The sequence below is a fragment of the Chitinophaga sp. 10T418 genome (genome assembly GCF_056394125.1).
The window spans coordinates 198,667-214,175 of sequence record NZ_JBFTHG010000001.1 but is presented as its reverse complement, the minus strand read 5'-3'; the positions used below and the strand labels follow the sequence as shown (position 1 = coordinate 214,175).

The following is a 15,509-nucleotide window of genomic DNA, read 5'->3' as shown; positions in this document are numbered from 1 at the left end:
GAATAAAAATCACTAGAGATTCGGATTAATAACAGCATCTACACCCGGAATAGGCATCCAGTATTTTTGTTTGGTAATAGCGCCACTCAACGGCAAGTCATTGGGATCTTTATTCGCATTGGCCGCTTCCACCTTTTCTAACCGGATAAGATCAAACCAACGATTCCATTCTCCGGCTAATTCCCAGGCTCTTTCATTGACTACCGCTTCGGCAAAATCAGCGCCCGATAAGCCTGCGGTGAGTTTTCCGAGACCAGCCCGCAAACGTACGGCATCAATAGCCGCATAGGCTTCTTCATTAGGGGTACCGGTAGCACGTACCTGTGCTTCTGCATAGGTAAGCAACACCTGCGCATAGCGTAACATGATCACCGGGTTGTTGGACATGTACGTGTCTTTCTGTCCTGTTTGGATGGTGAATTTTTTATAATAGGGATGTTTGGTAGTTACATTTTTCCAGGAAATAGTATCCCCTTTTATCACAAACTGTGTGGAGAAGGTGGCATCTTTCCGTGTACCTGCGGGGAAGTTATTAAAGAAGTTAATTTCCGGGAAGAAGTCGGACCAGCCACCTTCGTTTTCCGGCATGGTAGATAGACCATAGAAAGAATTATAAGTAGACCACTGCCCACGTGTAAACAGTGCGAACACATCTTCCGAAGTACCTCCGGCAAAAATTTTCAGGTACCCATCCTGGTAAAGATCAAACTTATACACGCCTTTATTATCGATCACTTCTTTTGCTTTTGCAGCAGCCAATGCATATTTCGATACATCTTTCAACGGCCAGCCACCTTCGGTCAGGTATACGTCTGCCAGCAACGCTTTCACCGAACCTTTGTTAGGTCTTCCCGGATCACGTTTGGCATTAGGCACCCACGCTTCTGCTTTAAGCAAATCTGCTTCTATCAGTTTATATACTACCGCCGGCGTGCTCTTTTTCAGGGTCAATAAATCTGACGTGTATTTTTCAGATGGAATCACGGGTATTTCTCCCCAATATCTTGTTAACCAGTAGTAACAGAGGGCACGTAAAAAGTAAGCTTCTCCCACAATGGTTTGGATGGTGGTTTCGTTGCCATCTAATACGGCGTTGTAGTTATTGATAATGTTGGTAGTAGATTGAATAGTTTTGTAACAGCCACGCCAGATTGGCACCATGCGGCTATTGAGAGAAGAAACATTAAACCGGTCAAACTCCCGGAATTCTTCTTTGTTAGAACCCGGATGGGTAGTGAGATCATCTCCTCCCATGCACATCGCAATTTGCGACACCGTAGTAAAACCACTTTCCCATGGCACCATCAGACTGCCGTAGGCGCCTGTGAGTGCGGCCTCCAAACCAGCCTGGCTACTGAGACCTGCGTTTCCTGCTATCAAACCTTTTGGATCTTCTTCCAGCGATTTACTACAACCTGTTAATATGATGATGAGTACGAGTGAATATATCTTTTTCATGTGGAACCGTTTGATAATGATTTAAAAACTAAGCGAAAAACCGCCCGTAATAGTTTTAGCATTAGGATAAGAACCGTAGTCAATACCCTGGCGGAAATCTCCGGCAGAGGAATTCGCTTCCGGATCTATACCGCTATAATCTGTAATCGTCAGAAGGTTGGTGGCGCCAATGAAAACCTTGATGGCGGCAATGTTCCGGATAGCAGATTTAGGGAATTCGTAGGACAGACTGATGTTCTTCAACCTTATAAAATCTGCTTTTTCCAGGAAACGGGTAGATTGTGTGAAGTTCCTGTTGGTGGTACTGAAAGCCGGAATATTAGATGTTTCATTTACACCCGGGATGTACCTGTCTTTGATCTGGCGCAGAGTAGCTTCCCTCGCATCGCCACCATAATACATAGTTGCAGCATTGTTATAATTCAGACGATCGAAACCAAACATGCCCTGGAAAAATATATTGAGGGAAAAATGTTTGTAAGAAACGGTATTATTCCAACCTACAGAAGTTTTAGGGATACCTGTACCGATCACACCATAATCATTGGCATCTATCACACCATCTGCTTTCAGATCCAGGTACCTGGAATCGCCCGGTTTAGCCCCAAATTTAGCCGCTTCTGTTGCTTCCGATGGTTTCCATGTTCCGAGATAAGTAAGCCCCCAAATAGCCCCTAATGGCTGCCCGGGCATCACCACAAATTCAGATTGAGGCGACATACCGGAACCGATCTTCCGGTTATTGGGATCAAACAGAATGGTTTTACCGGCGCCAATAGACACTACTTTATTTTTAATGAAGGATACATTCACAGCGGTATTCCACTTCACCAATCTGTCATTAACTACATCTGCATCCACAGCTACTTCCCAGCCTTTATTCTGCACAGTACCCACATTGCGGGTGATCACATTTCCACCCAGGTAAATAGGCAGGGTTTCATTCAGCAACAGGTCACGGGTATTTTTTTCAAAGTAGTCTGCGCTTACATTAATCCGTCCTTTTAAAAAGCCGATATCCAATCCAATGTTTTGTTGCTCGGTGGTTTCCCATTTCAGGTCAGGGTTCCCGATATTGCCCAATACAATACCATTCTGGAAAGTGGAGTTGGTAAACGAGGCAATCCTGTTGGAGTAAGCGGAGAAGGTACTGTAAGGACCTACGCCTTCACTGCCTGTTAATCCCCAGCTACCGCGCAATTTCAGGTTACTGAATAATTGCTGGTCTTTCATGAAAGGTTCTTCAGAAACGATCCAGCCTGCGGACACAGAAGGGAAATAACTGAATTTATTTTTCCCAACGAATTTAGAAGATCCATCTCTGCGAATGACAGCGGAAAGCAGGTACCTGTCTTTAAATCCGTAATTAATGCGGCCCATTAAAGAAAAGATACTCCATTTTGAATAGCCGGAACCCGGACTGCTGGCTGTTCCCAATCCCAGGTTATTCCACTGAAAACTTTCATAGGTGAGATTAGATGCACCGGCAGACACGTAATTATAAGTGGATTGCTGGTACTCCGCTACAGCGGTAACATCCAGACTATGATCATTAAATATCTTCTTGTAGTTCAATGTGTTGGTATTCTGTAAACGGATCTCTTTGTTAGATCTGATACCGGCTGTAGCTGTGCCGGAATTCACCACTTTCCCGGTAAAACTCTTATCATCATATCCCAGGTAGTTGGCGCCGTATTGCAGGTTCAGTGAAAGTCCGGGTACAATGACATCATCAAATTTAAATCCGCCGATCAGGTTTGCCAGCATTCTTTCCCGCACTGCCAACTGCTCTGTAGTGATGGCCACCGGGTTAAAGAATACTGAACTCACAGGATCTGTGACGGTATAGGTGCCATCTGCTTTTCTTACCGGCACTGTAGGCGACCAGGTAATGGCCTGCGCAAGCGGGCTATGGGGGCCATCTGCGGGAATATCTATATTCAGTGCATCACTGTAAGAACCTGTGATATTGAGCAATGCGGTAATCTTGTTGGTGAGTTTTGAATTAATGTTGGACCGGATGGTGTAACGTTTGAACGAGGAATTGTTAATCACGCCATCCTGGTTGAGATAATTACCGGAAATGAAATAGCCGGTTTTATCGTTACCGCCGGAAAGGCTCAGCATATACTCTTGTCCAAAGGCCCGTCTGAATATTTCATCCTGCCAGTTGGTACCGCCTTTTGCAGCAATCTCTTTTAGTTGTGCATCAGAGAAGGGCAATGCGGTACCAATGGCGGCAGCATGCGCATTGGCGGTTTGCGCAAATTCTGACGCATCCAGCAGGTCTAATTTCTTAATCACTTCTGAGGAAGACAAGCGGGTAGAAACATTCACTTTCAAACCGCCTTTACTGCCTTTTTTGGTGGTTACGATAATCACACCGTTAGAACCACGGCTGCCGTAAATAGCAGTAGCGGAGGCGTCTTTGAGCACCTGTATTGATTCAATATCGTCCGGATTGATAGCAAAAAACTCTGCACCAACAAAGCCATCCACTACATACAGGGGGCTGTTATCACCGTTAATGGAGTTGGTACCGCGGATACGGATCCTGACACTACCACCGGGTGAACCGGCAGCATTGGTTACCTGTACGCCTGGCGCTCTTCCCTGCAATACCTGGTCCAGGCGATTAACGGGCTGCCCTTCAAAATCTTTGGCAGAGATAGAAGATATAGCACTGGTAACGGACCTTTTCTTCTGTTCTCCATACCCTACTACTACCAGTTCCGTCATCTTTGATGCGGCCGGTTGCAACATAATATCCAGGTATTGCCGGCCGTCTACGCTTATTTCCTGCCGGTCAAAACCGATAGAAGAGATCACCAGCATAGCACTGTTGTTCGGCACCGCAATTTCAAATGCACCCTGATCATTAGTCATCACACCTTTCACCGTGCCTTTCAGTTGAATGGTAACACCCGGAAGTGGTTCTCCTTTATCATTCAGCACTTTTCCTTTTACGATGATATCTGCTACCCGTTGTTCTGTTTCAACCATTGCTTTTCTTTTAACAATGATTGTTTTGTCAGCAATAACATAGGTAAGGGATTGATTTTCGAAACATAGGTCCAGGGCAGTTTTCAGGGGAACATTTTTCACCTGCATACTCACGTTATGCGCTTGTTCCATTTGCTCGCTGGTACAAAGAAAAGCATAGCCCGTTTGTTTCCTGATTTCCCGGAAAATTTTTTCAAGAGATACATTCCGTTGGGAAATGGATACGGTTTGTGCATATCCTGTCGCATGTCCCTGCGTGAGGGCTATGGTCATTAAAAGCACTATCAGTTTCATGATCCGTAAAATTTTTGCTGACAATCGCGAAAAACCTTCTTGACTCCATATCACACGGGGAGCCCTGCTTTGGAAAAAAAGCCTTAAATACATACATTTGTATGGTTTGGGTAAATGAAAAATGATTGCTGAAACGATTATGGTTTATAGACCCTTACTTGCCGGGAGTGCTTCGAACCACTTCCGGTTTTTTAGTCTTTATGCTGGTTTTATGGTGATACGATGATTTGGTGCTCCGTGATTTCAAAATGTACTTCTCCTGTTAATTCCATCATTTTCAGTACCTGGGATATAGGTACATTCCTCGGGATAATGCCTCTGAAGTGCGCAGGCACATTACTTTTGTATACGATATCTACGTTGTACCAGCGGGCAATTTGCCGCATCACGGCGTGGAGGTCGTTTCCTTCCAACTGAATATATCCGTTCTTCCAGGCAATGGCTTCTTCCGTATCTACGTCTTTCAATAGCGCCAGCGTACCGCTGTTCCGGTTCAGATGCGCTGCTTCTCCGGGAGCCAGTCGTTTACTATTTCCGGCTTTATTTACCTTCACGGCGCCTTCCAGCAAAGTTGTTTTAATCTGTGCTTCATCATCATATGCCATGATGTTGAAATGTGTGCCTAATACCTGTACTTCCAGGTCTTCCACCTGCACTGTAAAAGGCATGGCGGCATTTTTCGCTACTTCAAAATAGGCTTCCCCGGTGAGTTGTACTTTTCTTGTATGTCCTGCAAAGGTGGCTGGAAAACGTAAGGTACTGGAGGCATTCAGCCACACACGGGTACTGTCCGGTAAAGTCAACTGGTATTGCCCGCCGCGGGGAGTCGAAATTTTATTGAAGAGTAAGGCGGTGTTGGGATTTTCTTTTTCCGAAGAACGATACAACAGCTGCCCGCCGGCAGATTTGACTACCTGCGTTCCCGCCTGTTGCGCAAGGGTGCCATTGGCCGCGCTATCCAGCAATATCTCCGATCCGTCTGCCAATGTAAGTATTGCTTTATTTCCGCCTGGCTGGATATCTGTATTTTTCTTTTGTGCTACCACCGGCACTTTTGTAGTAGTGCGCTGTTGCAGGAAGAAATAACTGCTTATGCTGATAAGGGCCAGCACTGCCGCTGCTGCTACCCAGCTCCATCTCCTCATACGTACCACCTTCGGACGATCTGCCCCCAGGATATTATCCGCCAGCTGATCCCAATTGAGGGGAGTATCCACCAGAACCGGGGATACATGCAGCAGTTGCTCAATCTGAGCAGCAAGCATGCCGGTACTGTCTTCCATCATAAGATCAGACAGTTCCCGCAACTCTTCGGCGGTAGCGGATTGATTTTCAACCTGGTGAATCAGGTACACCAGGCGTTCGTGGATGATCAATTGGTATCGTTTTTCAGTTTAACGTGGTAATTTCTCTCTACATAACAGACGCACAACGGAACATTTAGGACCTACTACTTTTAAAAAAAATTGCTATTGCCCGTAAAACAGCCACAGCAGCCAGAATGGTATTATATGTCCGGCCCCCTCCAGGTGCTTGCGGATGGCATGAAGTGACCTTACGAGCGAATTTTTAACGGTACTGGGAGACAGCGACAGCTCTTCCGCTATTTCCGGGATCTTCAACCCCTTCTCCCGGCTCAGTAAATAAATACGCTTTGCCTGCGGAGGCAATTTATGCACAGCTTCACCTATCAGGCGCAAAGTAGCGGTAAAGGCTACTGCCTCTTCTGTGGCACTATTCATATCAGGATCTGCCCCCATCGCATCCATCGCTTTGTGGTGCACTGCCTGATGCCGTAAATAGCTAAAGGATTGATGAAATAAAATGCGCAACATCCAGGACCGCGGATTTTCAATGCCGGGCAATTTATCCCGGCTCATCCACACCCGCAGAAAAGTTTCCTGGATAATATCTTCCATTACAGCGGTTGTTTTGGTAAGATGGATCACTAAAGGCTGGAACTGCGGACCATACGTATAAAAGAGTTGCCTGAAGGCTGATTCATCGCCTTCAGAGATCAGCTGGAATAGTTCTCTGTCACTGTATAGGTGGTCGTGCATGCGCTGGTAAGCCTGGTAGTGGAATGTTAGTGTGAATAGCAGACTAAAGTAGGAAAAATAAATTATAGTTCGTTGTATCTCATAAAATGAAAAAGGTGGCTAAAAGTTCACAAAATGTAAACTCGTAGCCACCCCCTTCTCAAAAATATCCTGTGCACAACTATTGCTTTCCCTGCATTTCCTTAAGCATTTTAAACGCAATAAACACCAGGAAAACGGCGATGGCGATAATCCCTAACCAAATCCACCATTTGCTTTTAAACACGGTCGGAGACGCTTCTTCTGTCACCGCTACCGCGATATTAACCGGTTGCTCCGGCTGAATCAGCGGAATATTGGCGGGTACACTATCTTTAAAATAAGCCAGGTCGTATACCGGTGCGGGCAAATTAACATCCCCACCTTTGATAACATAAGATTGTCCCTGTTGCAGGCTCGCTGTAAGCCAGATCGTTTGCTGCCAGGCATTGACGGCGCCGAATTGCAATGGCGGATTATCGTCATTCTGCACCACCAGGAAAAGCCGTTTATAATTACCAGGGCTTGGCAAAACCACTTGTGCTGGCTGATCTGAAGAAAGCTCGAAAGAAGCAATATCCTCTGGTTGGGTAATCGTCTTTTTTCCATCAAACAATTCCCTTTCCACCATCATCACTGCTCTGCGACGATACAATGCCGGTGCGGTAATATTGAAAGATAACTTGTTGATCAGGTAAGGCCGGTCGAAGTTCAACTGTACCCTGGTTTCATGCGGATACTTATCAGCGGCAACTATACTTACTTTGGGAGCCGGCACCGGCGTGTATTCCTTAGCGCGGCTATTCGTCCGGTAACGACCAATCTTTTCAATAAATACCGGCGCACTGGTAGAATCGTTAATGATTAACTGGTACCAGGCATAGTTAGAAGAAGGAATACCAATTGTTTTTACCAGCGTAGTACTGGAAGAATCCGGCACTGCACTGGCAGGATCAAAAACAAAAGTATCCGTTACACCATACCAGTTTTTGTTGTCGTTGCTTCCACTGATACGCATGGTTTTAATTACACGCGCATTTTTGAATACCATTTCAAAATGATCAAGCGTATAACCATTAGCGTTATGAAACACAATAGTGGAATTTTTTCCCGCCGAACGAATGTTATCCGTTACCTCAAAAGATTCAAAGCTGGACACATCATAGCCGCCTACCTGTTCCTGCAGCAAATAAGGAACTTCTTTGCTGCCCTGGTAAATACGGAAATTCGGCGTAGCATCATTATTCAGCTTTGCTGCTACCGCTGGGGGCAGGGCAATATGATAAAATCCCGATTGTGCCACAAGAGGCAAAGCTGCCTGCCACGTGAACTTTGCAGCCGGCTGTTGCGCAGCTACATGTCCGCCCATTAGCAGCAACAGGAGCAGTATATATTTACTCATTGTTTTCCGGAACACTTTGTTGTTGTTGTTGATCATCTGCAAATAATATTTTTTTCAAACGCTGATACATAAACGAAATGATCAGCAGAATAACACCCAATGAAATGAAGGCAGCAATTTTTCCACCTTCTCCTAAACCGGCAAAATCAAACAGAAATAATTTCAGTAAGGTAAGTCCGAATACAGAAATGGAAATAATACGCACCGCCTTTGATTTCCAGCGCAGCCCGAGGTAAATCAACACAAAGGCAAATGCCCCCCACAGGATAGCATAGCCAACACGATGGGTATTGTACAATGCAGCTTCGGCAGATGCACTATTCCCCATAAATACCACCAGGTGATCCAGACTGGCACTGATGATATACAAAATCACTGCGGAACTAATCCATTGGAATACCCGCTGATAGTCCTCCCGATTAAAGGAGGCCACTGTTTTCCATGCCTGGTAAATGACACTTACCAGCAATACCATCAATAAATAGTGTGTGAAGAAATAAGCTGCCGGCGCTTTACCCGCCAGCACTTCTGTTCTTACATTGATGATAGCCGGGTTGTAATATATCGGGAACGCCAACACCAATACCAACGCAAGTCCCAGCAACGGTAACCGTGCCATATTAAATTTATCGCGACTGAAATACAGCAATACCGCTATAAACAGGTAATTATAAGCGCCTGCCAATACCGGGGTCAATAACACGAAATAGTAATTACTCTGGTATAACAACTCCAGTAACAACACCACATAAATCAGGATCACCGAGAACAACATCAGGGCTGTCCGGTAAAAAGATACCGACAGATCTATGATAAAAGGCTTCTCCGGATCTTCTGCTTTACATAATCTCCGAAGTAACACCAAAGCGATAATGGATACGATGCCTGTTATAAAAGCTTTATTAATGAAGGGCATAAAATGACGCAGTGACCCAGCGTATAATTGGCTCCAGTCGAGCATCAGGCTGATGGTCATCAACGCCAATACCAGCACCGAAACATATTTCATCAAAACGATACCGGACTTCTGCCACAACCATAACAACAATACTGTTTCCGCAGCCCAGAATAAAGTAATATAGTTACCATGCAATTGTATAGGTGCAGTAAGACTCACAAAAGTCAATACCAATCCTATCAGCAAAAATATCAAAGTACGATCTGCACGCTTATTACGGTAAAGACTATACGCAAAAATACAATTAAACACCGCCATCAAAGCCGTAAATAACCCTTGCCACGTGTCGCCGCTCAATTCGTTCAGAATCCCCATACCCGCAGCATAATACAGGAAAGTATTGCTCAGCAGGATGCAGATATCGAGGGCATGAAAGGACTTCTTATTACGCACATTGTTAATCACATTCATGGCAAAAAACACAAAATAATATAATGTGCCATATACCAGGGCTATACCATAAGGTACCGGCTTCGCAGAATGTTCTTCCGTAAGATGATACGACACCCAGCCACCATACAATAATATAGTAGCGAGGTAACAAATGATATTTACAATATTCCACTTTTTATAGTAGGCCAATACCAGCATTCCTATGTTCAGGATCAGGATGTATGTAAACAGTACCACCACATTTCCTTCACCGGTGCTCACCATAAAAGGTGCGGAGAATCCACCAATAATGGCAATAACCGCCAGCTCCTTCCGGTTGTAATTCAGCGATAACAATACAGTAAATGCGGTAATAAAAATAGTGAGTACAAAGGCCAACGCCTGACTGATCAGGTGATATTGGTGAAAGGCAATTGTAATCGTGAAATAAAGGACAGACACCCCGCCTCCTACCAGCACAGAACTAAATGCAGCAAAGGTTTTGCGCATTTTGTAGGATAACCCGATTAATAAACCACCGCAAACAATGCCAATAAACGTACGGCCTATTTCATTGATCCAGTCTTTATCTATGGCATATTTCAGGAAAAACCCGATGCCCAGTACCAACACCGCGATACCAATTTTATTAAACAGGTTCTCCCCAATGAATTTTTCAATATCCGGGTTCTTTTCCCAGAACCCAGGTTTATCTGGTGCTGGTTCCTTATGTTTAGGTTCCAGATGCGCCAGCACGTCCGGCGATACCGACCAGGTAGTAGCTTCCACAGCAGCAACAGGAGGTATCACAATTTCCGGCTCGGGAATATACTCCGGCTCGGGAATAGCGACATCGGGTACCTGCTCCGGTTTGGGGGCTGGTGCCGGTTCCCGGAATATCACCTCCGGCTTCGGCGATAGTATATCTTCCGGCGGCCTTACAGGCGGAGGAGCCGATGCCTCCATTGAAACATCCTGGGCTTTTTCCACTACCGATCCTGGTCTGGGAGGCGACTTTAATTCAAGTAACTGTTTTTGCAGGTCCATTATCTGGGCCTTTAAAACAAGTATAGAGGTAGCTGTTTCCCCCTTGAAGACTAACAACACAATGAAAATAGCCACCAGCAACAGAAAAGCGATCGTTTCGAACATATTTAACCGATAGGTATTGGATGAATAAAAGTTAACACTACCTAAATATAAATTTTTAATCGGGAAGATGTTAATATATTGATATACAACCGTCTATTCCCAAGGCTTAACATGATAAGAAAATATTGCTCCTCACCCCACTTAACATTAAAATAACCTTGTCGATTAATCATTTATAATTCACTTTGCATGATCCTGATCCATAAGTAAACTGCTGCAATATTTATATTTAAATGCTCAACATTTCGCTAATAAAGAATGGAAACGAAAAAGCGTTTAAACAGTTATATGACCTGTTTCACATCAAACTATTTCGCCACTTCCTGAAAAGGAAACAACCCCATGATATAACCAGGGAGTTAACGCAATGCACCTTCATCAAAATATGGCAATACCGTGTATCTTTAACCGGATCATGCTCCAACCTGCAAGCCACCCTTTCCATTCATATCAATGAACTGACATTAATGGACAAATGTGGCTATTGAAATAATCTTAAAAAATCACTGTTGATATGAACCGTAGTTTAATTTTAACTTTATGTGGCGCACTGCTCTGTGGTGGCGCCTTTGCACAACAATCGATCGATGTACAGGCACACCGCGGCGGTATGGCACTCATGCCGGAAAATACCATTCCCGCTATGCTCAATGCGGTGAAACTGGGCGCCAGAACACTGGAACTGGATTGTATCATTACCGCAGATAATAAAGTAGCCGTATCACATGATGCTTACATGTCGGCCGAATTTATGCGTAAACCAGACGGATCAGATGTTACCAAAGCGGAAGAGAAAGGCCTGGCACTCTATAAAATGACCTACGACAGTATCCAAAAATATGATGCCGGTACCAAACCTCATCCCCGTTTTCCGCAACAGCAAAAAATGATGGTTCATAAACCATTGCTGTCGGTCCTGATTGACAGCGTGGAAGCCTATGTAAAAGCACATCACCTGAAACCGGTGTATTACAATATGGAAACCAAAAGCGCTCCTGATGGCGATGGCACCTACAATCCGGCACCAAAGGAATTTGTAGCGCTACTGATGCAGGTGATCAAAGAAAAGAAAATTACTGACAGGGTGATTATTCAATCTTTTGATATCCGTACTTTACAGGTATTACATCAAACTTTTCCCAAACAAAAAACTGCTTTATTAATCGGTAATAAAGACAGCTTTAGCGCTAACCTGGAAAAACTGGGATTCACACCAAATATCTACAGCCCTTACTACCTGCTGGTAACAGCCGACCTGGTAAAAGAAGCACATGCTAAAAAAGTTGCCGTTCTTCCATGGACAGTAGATGAAGACAGTGATTTCAAAAAACTGATAGCGGATGGCGTAGATGGTATCATTACCAATGCACCCGATAAACTGATTAAAGTAACTGGTAGCTACCAGCAGTAATAAAAAAGGGTTGGTCATGTACAATGACCAACCCTTTTACTTTATCAAAAAATTACACGTTCTCCTTAAACTCATCCAGTACTCTCTTTATCTGATCCAGGTATCTTCCATAATAACTTCTCACCCAAAGCTCCGTTACCGCCATGATCAATAACACCGCCAGCAAAAAGAGAATAACCAACGACACTGCTACCCCCTGTCGGGTGACGGCCATCTGAAATACGTCCTTCAATTTTCCATCGGGTTGACTCACGACATACAGGGCCGCCCCGATTAATGCCAGTGGAATTAACGTATAGGCAAATGATTTATACATTTCAATATTCAGCCTGGCTTCATAATACAACGCATATAAATGGTCCCTGGAGCGGAGTGTATTTGTACTAAGACGTTTATAGAAAAGATAAAATTTGAAAAAATAATACCCGGAAATAATTAAGGCTACAAAATACACCGTATAAAAAGGTATAACCAATACCGGATTGAAATAGGTATACCTGGGTACAAATCCTATCACAACTAAACTGATCAACTGTATATAAAATTCATACTGCATATTTTTACGGATCTTCTCTAACGGCAGTTGCAAGGTTTTCAACTGATCTACACTGGAGGGCACTACCACCTGGTCATCCTCCTCGTTGTTCCATGCAGATTTTATATCATCAAAATTCATAGCCTTGTTGTTTAATGAGTTCTTTTAATTTGTCTTTTGCCCTGCTGAGTTTTGTTCTTGCATTCCCTTCTGAAATCCCCAGGTTATCTCCGATTTCCTTATGTGAATAGTTTTCGAGATGAAGAAAAACCAGCGCCTTTTCTAATCTTTCCAGTTTTTGTACTGCCTTATAAAAGTGCGACAACTGCAGTTCTTTGGTAGCGGTTACATTCTCTTCCATCGCAATATGCTCCGRCATGATATCCGTAACGGCCATCTTCTTTTTTTCTTTTTTGAAGAATACCAATGCGGTATTCAGCGCAACCCGGTACATCCAGGTAGAAAAGCGGCTTTGTTGCTGAAAGGAGTCAAAAGATTTCCAGAGTTGATAGATGATTTCCTGCGTTAAGTCCTGCTGATCATCTTCCGCATCCATGTACATTTTGGAAATCTTATGAATAATTCCTTTATGGGTTTCTATCAGGTCAAGAAATTCTTTTTCCTTGCTTTTCAAAATAGGATGCTTTATTTCATAATAGGTTTAACCGTATATCCTTTTGCTTTTAAGAGAGAGAGGATGCCAATAGATCCCGGCAGGTGTGCGGCTCCTACCGCGAAGAAGCTGCTTTCTTTCTTCATCATGGCAGGCATCTTTTCCGCCCAGTTATTATTTCTTTCTACCAACATCCAGCGCACGGTATTTTCATCCATTAAATCTGATTTGGTCATATATTTATACAGCGCGTTAATATCTTCTGCCTTATACATAGCTACCATTTGACTAGTGCCTATAGCCGAACTGTCAAAGGCTTTCACCTGTGCAATGATTTGTGAATCTGTAAAGGCTTTGTTCAGGAATTCCATTTGTGCTACTACTTCTTCCAATACATTCCTATGCATATTCTTTTCTTTCGCCATTTTATCAAATGCTGCTTCAAAAGATTGCGGAACGGCACAAGGGAATAGTTTAACGGACACCAGGGATAATACCATCGACAGCTTGAAATTATCCAACGCTTTCAGCGGCATTCCACATTTCAGCTGCATAATAGAATCTACTGACGCATAGTCGGCAGCTGCTAACTTTTTGCTGAGTGGCACATCAGACATCATTTCCTTTTTTACTAAATTCCCCATTTCAGGATTAAAGATGTCTGCTTCCAGTACCAACTGAGATGATTGACCAAAAGCTTTTTTCACTTTATCTGTTATCTTAAAATCACTGTCACAAATCATGTGAATAGTACCATAGATATAGGAAGGTTTTTCTAATCCGTTGCCACTCACCTCCCAGAGAAGAGAGTTTTCTAATGCGGATTGTTGTGCCTCTGCTGTACCGGCAAATAAGCCTGTTAGTACGAATGCGATAGCGGCGATATTCCGGGAGATGATTTTCATATGCTTTTAAATTTCTTTTTAGGATTAGTAACCGGTGGAATCATTTCGTTACAGATTTTTCAAACTTTTTTTAGAAAAATCATAAAATAAAGGGTAGACAAGGAAAAGGCCCGCAATCAGCAGGCCTTAATTACTATATAAAAGTATATTTTTTATTCAAAAGGCAGTTCTGCTCTTTTAGTAACAACATGATTCAGGTTATGATGGATCATTTTCTCCAGCAAATCATATCCTGCATTCGGCCGGAAGTGAGCAAACTCACGTTCCAGTTTGGTGATCGGTGATAACCAGTACAGGTTCACTTTGTCGCCATATACTTCCGGTAGCTGAATGGCTGGTCCACTATATAAGGCGGCCGATATCACTACGCTTTCATAAGGCACCGGCAAGTCTTCCGCACTCACAGTATGCCCCTCTCCCAGCCAGGTAACCTGTTTCCACGGTCTGTCTGCCAGGCCGGACATTAACCCTGCCATGGTCATAATCTCCTTATCGGTGAAATCTGCTTTGCTCACTGCCATAGCGAGTTCCATCCGGCGGAAACCAGGTGCCCGATCATTGTACAACAATTCTACCCAGGGCATAGGCCGTATGCTCACCCCCATGGTGAACAGGTATACTACGCCTTCTTTTTCAAACTTACCCAATGCCATAGGAGGCCATTGCCCGCCATCTATGGCATAATACTGTTGAATAGGCCCGTATTCCGCCTCATAGGCAGTAATATATTTATCTTGTAGGATACCCCAGGCCTGGGAAGTTTCATCAGACCACTCATTCCAGAAAGCCACTGCCTGATCTACCCGCTCATACATGGCATTAGCCCCGCGCTTGCCCAGTGGCATCAGGCGGTCATTTTCAGCAGCCCCAATACAATCCACGGCATAGGCCACGGCATGTTCGTCGTTATATAAACTCCAGCCGGGAATAACGCCCAGTATTTCACCATCATACATCACTGCTGCACCATCCCCTTCTTCCATCCATATAATGGAAATACGTTCTTTCTCCAACGGCTCCTTTCCCTGCGGATGATTACAAAAAGCAGCTTCCAGCATAGGCGCCATGCCCTCCTTCATAGCAGCCACATCTTTCTTTTCCGGCGCTGCCTGCAAATTACGCAGCCAGCAGGGACGGGGAGAATATTTAGATTGAAGCAACTCTGAAGGATACAGGTAGAAGTAAGCCACTCTGTCATCCTGCTCTACCACTGCATATAAAGTTCCTCGGTTATTAGGCTGGTCTATCAACATTACCGGCTCAGACATAATTACATTTTTTAAGATCGTTCAAAAGTAGTGCATTCAAACAGGACTATAAATCCTGAT

General features: G+C 44.1%; 12 protein-coding genes. 2 read left to right on the top strand and 10 right to left on the bottom strand.

The annotated features are described in order from the left end of the window. Nucleotides 1–12 precede the first annotated feature (12 nt). From AC1DCV_RS00820 to AC1DCV_RS00795, 6 genes are all read right to left on the bottom strand, one after another. Complete coding sequence (locus tag AC1DCV_RS00820) at nucleotides 13–1,458, bottom strand: RagB/SusD family nutrient uptake outer membrane protein (RefSeq protein ID WP_477021427.1); 1,446 nt, start codon at nucleotides 1,456–1,458, stop codon at nucleotides 13–15. A gap of 21 nt (nucleotides 1,459–1,479) precedes the next feature. After that, nucleotides 1,480–4,755 (bottom strand): TonB-dependent receptor, encoded by a 3,276-nt coding sequence (locus AC1DCV_RS00815; RefSeq protein WP_477021426.1) that lies wholly within the window; start codon nucleotides 4,753–4,755, stop codon nucleotides 1,480–1,482. Nucleotides 4,756–4,964: 209 nt separating this feature from the next. After that, nucleotides 4,965–6,131: a FecR family protein gene (locus AC1DCV_RS00810; RefSeq protein WP_477021425.1), complete on the bottom strand. Its 1,167-nt coding sequence runs from the start codon at nucleotides 6,129–6,131 to the stop codon at nucleotides 4,965–4,967. A 93-nt stretch (nucleotides 6,132–6,224) separates the two neighbouring features. Further along, nucleotides 6,225–6,815 carry an RNA polymerase sigma factor gene (locus tag AC1DCV_RS00805; RefSeq protein WP_477021424.1) on the bottom strand — a complete coding sequence of 197 codons (591 nt, stop codon included), beginning with the start codon at nucleotides 6,813–6,815 and terminating at the stop codon, nucleotides 6,225–6,227. A gap of 160 nt (nucleotides 6,816–6,975) precedes the next feature. Continuing rightward, nucleotides 6,976–8,271 (bottom strand): hypothetical protein, encoded by a 1,296-nt coding sequence (locus tag AC1DCV_RS00800; protein ID WP_477021423.1) that lies wholly within the window; start codon nucleotides 8,269–8,271, stop codon nucleotides 6,976–6,978. After that, on the bottom strand, nucleotides 8,228–10,717 hold the full coding sequence (locus AC1DCV_RS00795; RefSeq protein ID WP_477021422.1) for a DUF2339 domain-containing protein: 2,490 nt from the start codon (nucleotides 10,715–10,717) through the stop codon (nucleotides 8,228–8,230). The genes AC1DCV_RS00800 and AC1DCV_RS00795 overlap by 44 nt, the downstream gene beginning before the upstream one ends. 233 nt (nucleotides 10,718–10,950) lie before the next feature. Between AC1DCV_RS00795 and AC1DCV_RS00790 the strand changes: the two genes are divergently transcribed. Together AC1DCV_RS00790 and AC1DCV_RS00785 are read left to right on the top strand one after the other, a co-directional pair. After that, nucleotides 10,951–11,205, top strand: coding sequence for an RNA polymerase sigma factor (locus tag AC1DCV_RS00790; RefSeq protein ID WP_477021421.1), 255 nt, complete (start codon nucleotides 10,951–10,953; stop codon nucleotides 11,203–11,205). Nucleotides 11,206–11,231: 26 nt separating this feature from the next. Further along, the gene (locus AC1DCV_RS00785; RefSeq protein WP_477021420.1) at nucleotides 11,232–12,128 is read left to right on the top strand and encodes a glycerophosphodiester phosphodiesterase family protein; all 897 of its coding nucleotides are present in this window, start codon (nucleotides 11,232–11,234) and stop codon (nucleotides 12,126–12,128) included. Between the two features lie 52 nt (nucleotides 12,129–12,180). Here the strand turns inward: AC1DCV_RS00785 and AC1DCV_RS00780 are convergent, their stop codons facing one another. The 4 genes from AC1DCV_RS00780 to AC1DCV_RS00765 all read right to left on the bottom strand — a co-directional run bounded on the left by AC1DCV_RS00780 (nucleotide 12,181) and on the right by AC1DCV_RS00765 (nucleotide 15,449). Further along, nucleotides 12,181–12,804, bottom strand: a complete 624-nt coding sequence (locus AC1DCV_RS00780; RefSeq protein WP_477021419.1) for a hypothetical protein — start codon at nucleotides 12,802–12,804, stop codon at nucleotides 12,181–12,183. Continuing rightward, nucleotides 12,794–13,297, bottom strand: coding sequence for an RNA polymerase sigma factor (locus AC1DCV_RS00775; RefSeq protein WP_477021418.1), 504 nt, complete (start codon nucleotides 13,295–13,297; stop codon nucleotides 12,794–12,796). Before AC1DCV_RS00775 ends, AC1DCV_RS00780 begins: the two co-directional genes overlap by 11 nt. 11 nt (nucleotides 13,298–13,308) lie before the next feature. Next, nucleotides 13,309–14,181 (bottom strand): TraB/GumN family protein, encoded by an 873-nt coding sequence (locus AC1DCV_RS00770; protein ID WP_477021417.1) that lies wholly within the window; start codon nucleotides 14,179–14,181, stop codon nucleotides 13,309–13,311. Between the two features lie 152 nt (nucleotides 14,182–14,333). Beyond that, the gene (locus AC1DCV_RS00765) at nucleotides 14,334–15,449 is read right to left on the bottom strand and encodes a suppressor of fused domain protein (protein ID WP_477021416.1); all 1,116 of its coding nucleotides are present in this window, start codon (nucleotides 15,447–15,449) and stop codon (nucleotides 14,334–14,336) included. Nucleotides 15,450–15,509: the final 60 nt, after the last annotated feature.

Excerpts from the sequence above, each read along its gene's own strand:
- AC1DCV_RS00805 (WP_477021424.1), bottom strand. The coding sequence starts at position 6,815 with ATGCACGACCACCTATACAGTGACAGAGAACTATTCCAGCTGATCTCT.
- AC1DCV_RS00800 (WP_477021423.1), bottom strand. The coding sequence starts at position 8,271 with ATGATCAACAACAACAACAAAGTGTTCCGGAAAACAATGAGTAAATAT.
- AC1DCV_RS00815 (WP_477021426.1), bottom strand. The coding sequence starts at position 4,755 with ATGAAACTGATAGTGCTTTTAATGACCATAGCCCTCACGCAGGGACAT.
- AC1DCV_RS00770 (WP_477021417.1), bottom strand. The coding sequence starts at position 14,181 with ATGAAAATCATCTCCCGGAATATCGCCGCTATCGCATTCGTACTAACA.
- AC1DCV_RS00780 (WP_477021419.1), bottom strand. The coding sequence starts at position 12,804 with ATGAATTTTGATGATATAAAATCTGCATGGAACAACGAGGAGGATGAC.
- AC1DCV_RS00820 (WP_477021427.1), bottom strand. The coding sequence starts at position 1,458 with ATGAAAAAGATATATTCACTCGTACTCATCATCATATTAACAGGTTGT.
- AC1DCV_RS00765 (WP_477021416.1), bottom strand. The coding sequence starts at position 15,449 with ATGTCTGAGCCGGTAATGTTGATAGACCAGCCTAATAACCGAGGAACT.
- AC1DCV_RS00785 (WP_477021420.1), top strand. The coding sequence starts at position 11,232 with ATGAACCGTAGTTTAATTTTAACTTTATGTGGCGCACTGCTCTGTGGT.
- AC1DCV_RS00790 (WP_477021421.1), top strand. The coding sequence starts at position 10,951 with ATGCTCAACATTTCGCTAATAAAGAATGGAAACGAAAAAGCGTTTAAA.
- AC1DCV_RS00795 (WP_477021422.1), bottom strand. The coding sequence starts at position 10,717 with ATGTTCGAAACGATCGCTTTTCTGTTGCTGGTGGCTATTTTCATTGTG.